Source organism: Bacteroidota bacterium (assembly GCA_018831055.1).
GTDB lineage: Bacteria > Bacteroidota > Bacteroidia > Bacteroidales > B18-G4 > M55B132.
The window spans coordinates 1-2,383 of sequence record JAHJRE010000256.1 but is presented as its reverse complement, the minus strand read 5'-3'; the positions used below and the strand labels follow the sequence as shown (position 1 = coordinate 2,383).

Genomic DNA, 2,383 nt, shown 5'->3' with positions numbered 1-2,383 from the left:
TTTGCCAGAAATGGAAAGGACAAAGCATGTTCATCGTTTGCACCCGTATATGGGTAAATTTATCCCACAACTTGTAGAAATTTTTTTGAGAAAATATCAACCTAAATTAGTTTATGATCCATTTTGTGGCTCTGGCACAACATTAGTCGAAGCAAATGCTTTGGGCATTGATTCAATAGGTACGGATATTTCTATTTTTAATACTTTGCTTTCAAGTGTAAAAACATCGGATTATGATATTCAGCTTTTGGAGAAGGAAATCAAAGACATGCTACAAAGGTTGCACAAATACAAAAGTAAATTTTCAAAAGACGAAAAAGTAAATAAGCTCTTTGCAACGAAAAACGAGTATATAAATAATTGGTTTGCCCCAGATACACAAAGAGAGCTTTTGTGCTATTTAAGATTGATAAAAGATTATACTTATCAAGATTTGTTAAAAATTGTTCTTTCTCGTTCAGCTCGTTCTGCGCGACTTGTTGCGCATTATGATTTAGATTTCCCAAAAGCACCTCAAATTAAACCCTACCAGTGTTATAAGCACGGTAGAGTTTGTACTCCAGTTAATGAGGCATATAAATTTTTATCACGATATACCATAGATACCATGGAAAGAGTGAGAGAATTTTCCAAAATTAAGACAAGCGCAAAAGTTACCATAAACCATGCTGATTCTAGAATCGTTGAATTGCCTAAAGGCATTGATATGGTTTTTACTTCGCCGCCCTACCTCGGGCTGATTGATTACCACGATCAACATAAATATGCTTATGAACTTTTAGGGTTACAAAATAACGAAAATAGAGAAATAGGCCCAGCAAAAAATGGTCAATCTGAAAGGGCAAAAAAAGAATACATTGACGGAATAAATGCCGCGCTGTCACACACAAGAAATTTTATGGCAAAAGACGGGCTTGTTTTAATAGTGGTAAATGATAAATATAATTTATATAAACCGGAAGTAGTTGGTTTTAAATCAATCGGTAGGGTTGACCGCCATGTAAATAGACGGACAGGACGAAGGGACACTCCTTTTTATGAAAGTATTTTAATTTGGCAAAAAATATGATCAATAAAGAAACAAGAAATACAATCAAAGGATATTTGGAGGGCTTCATTCAAGGTATGATTGAAGAAGCAACTGATAACGGCTTTGATCCGAAGCAACTTCGTCCGATTCGAGAAGTATCTAAAAAAGGAGATTTAAAACCATTTCATGAGTCTTTGTTACCCGACGGTCTTTTGAAAATAACTGAGTTTGAAAGATCATTTTCTACAAAACTTGGCACAACTTTTGAGGAGTGCGCTCGTTTGATTGCAAAAATAGTTCACAAAAACGCAGAGCGAGGTCATAGAGTTAGGGGTGTGGTTACCGCAAAAGCCATTAAACGTATTGAAGAAATAACGAGCAAGATTGGCAGTGGCGGAATGAAATCAAAATACCCTAATTTTGTGAAAGAAATTATTGAGTTAAGCAAAAATGGTTCAGGTATTGAGCGAGTTAGTATTGCTGATTTGTATATTGAAACAAAATTTGGCGAAGAATGGTTTTTTGAAATTAAAAGTCCAAAACCAAATAAAGGACAATGCATGGAAGCGACAGGTCGTTTGTTACAAATTCAAGCTATTACTTGCGCTAAATTTCCAAAAGCAAAAGCGTTTTATGCTACCGCTTATAACCCGTATGGTGTTAAAAAAGAAACTTTTAAGCATAGCTTTATTCTAAATTATATGGATTTGGAAAATGAAGTTTTGATTGGTAAAGAGTTTTGGGATATGATTGGTGGAAATGGAACTTACGAGGAAATCTTGAGTATTTATCAAGAAGTCGGCAAAGAGAAAGGCCCAGACATGCTCGATCAATTAGCTTTAGGGTATTAAATTAATGAGAGATTTTTTAGTTTCCAGCTTTGGGAGCAAACCCCTCGCCTTTAGGCGAACCTTTTAAGATTAAATTAAAATTAAGATTATAAAAAATAAAAATATAAGAATGAATGTGGGCGACAATTTTACGGTCATGGATATTCTCTAAACCCCCACCTTTAAAGCCTAACTTTGCTTTAGCAAAGTTTTTTTCAACCTATCGCCTTTAGGCGATAGTAGTTGAGTACAAATCTAAAGAGGGGTTGGGTATAAACTTGTATCTTCTCCTCTTTTTTTAGCCTTAGCAATTTTTGATATATGTGGAGTTATTGGCTCAAAAAATGGGGTGAAGCAAGTGTAGATAATATAGGGTTATGATGCCCTCTTTATTATCAGATGACTGGCCTTTGATAAACTTAAATTAACTTAAATTTATGGAATTTAGTTTTAATTTAAAAAAAACAGAAATTGAACAAGCAATAAAATGGGCAAAATTTCCTTTTTTTGGGTTTGCCAAGCA

At 34.3% G+C, this 2,383-nt stretch carries 2 protein-coding genes; both read left to right on the top strand.

Annotation, left to right across the window (positions count from 1 at the left end):
- The coding region (locus KKA81_16165; GenBank protein MBU2652462.1) for a site-specific DNA-methyltransferase at positions 1-1,069 on the top strand (1,069 nt) is incomplete at its 5' end.
- Positions 1,066-1,881, top strand: a complete 816-nt coding sequence (locus KKA81_16160; protein ID MBU2652461.1) for a TdeIII family type II restriction endonuclease — start codon at positions 1,066-1,068, stop codon at positions 1,879-1,881. The genes KKA81_16165 and KKA81_16160, both read left to right, overlap by 4 nt.
- Positions 1,882-2,383 lie beyond the last annotated feature (502 nt).

Excerpts from the sequence above, each read along its gene's own strand:
- KKA81_16160 (MBU2652461.1), top strand. The coding sequence starts at position 1,066 with ATGATCAATAAAGAAACAAGAAATACAATCAAAGGATATTTGGAGGGC.